Raw genomic sequence first — 484 nt, 5'->3', positions numbered from 1 at the left:
CGCTTGAGAAGAACCGCTAGAATAATAATCAATTAACACTTGCAGCTTGAACGAATACGAAAATTCGCGCGGGGTTTTACGTTTTGTCATAATTTCTTACTTTTTTTATAGTCAGAATTGTGACAAGCTAAATCCGTATAAGACATTTTAAAATGGCTTTGTAAGTCGCTGTAAATCAATAAGTTTTTTAGATGGATGTCGAAAGTGTGGAAACGAGCGGTTTATACCATCGGTTTCACATCCGTTTTGTTTGCAATCTCACGCAAAGGTCTCTATAATAAAATGAATACATTTGTCCCCGTGGCGGGGTGGGATTGCAACAATTGGATGCGACTTGTCGGAGCAGATGGTAGTGTCCTTAAAAGTGTGTAATTCATCTTTCCTTTCTCTGTACTTCCACTGTTATTTTATTCTTTTCTTTCCAGTTCTTGAATTGATATATTCTCCTTTCATATGTCGTCTTTGTTTCCTCCATCGCCACGGC

The sequence above is a fragment of the Prevotella rectalis genome (assembly GCF_900607215.1).
Taxonomy (GTDB): domain Bacteria; phylum Bacteroidota; class Bacteroidia; order Bacteroidales; family Bacteroidaceae; genus Prevotella; species Prevotella brunnea.
Note: the sequence above shows the minus strand (reverse complement) of the source record.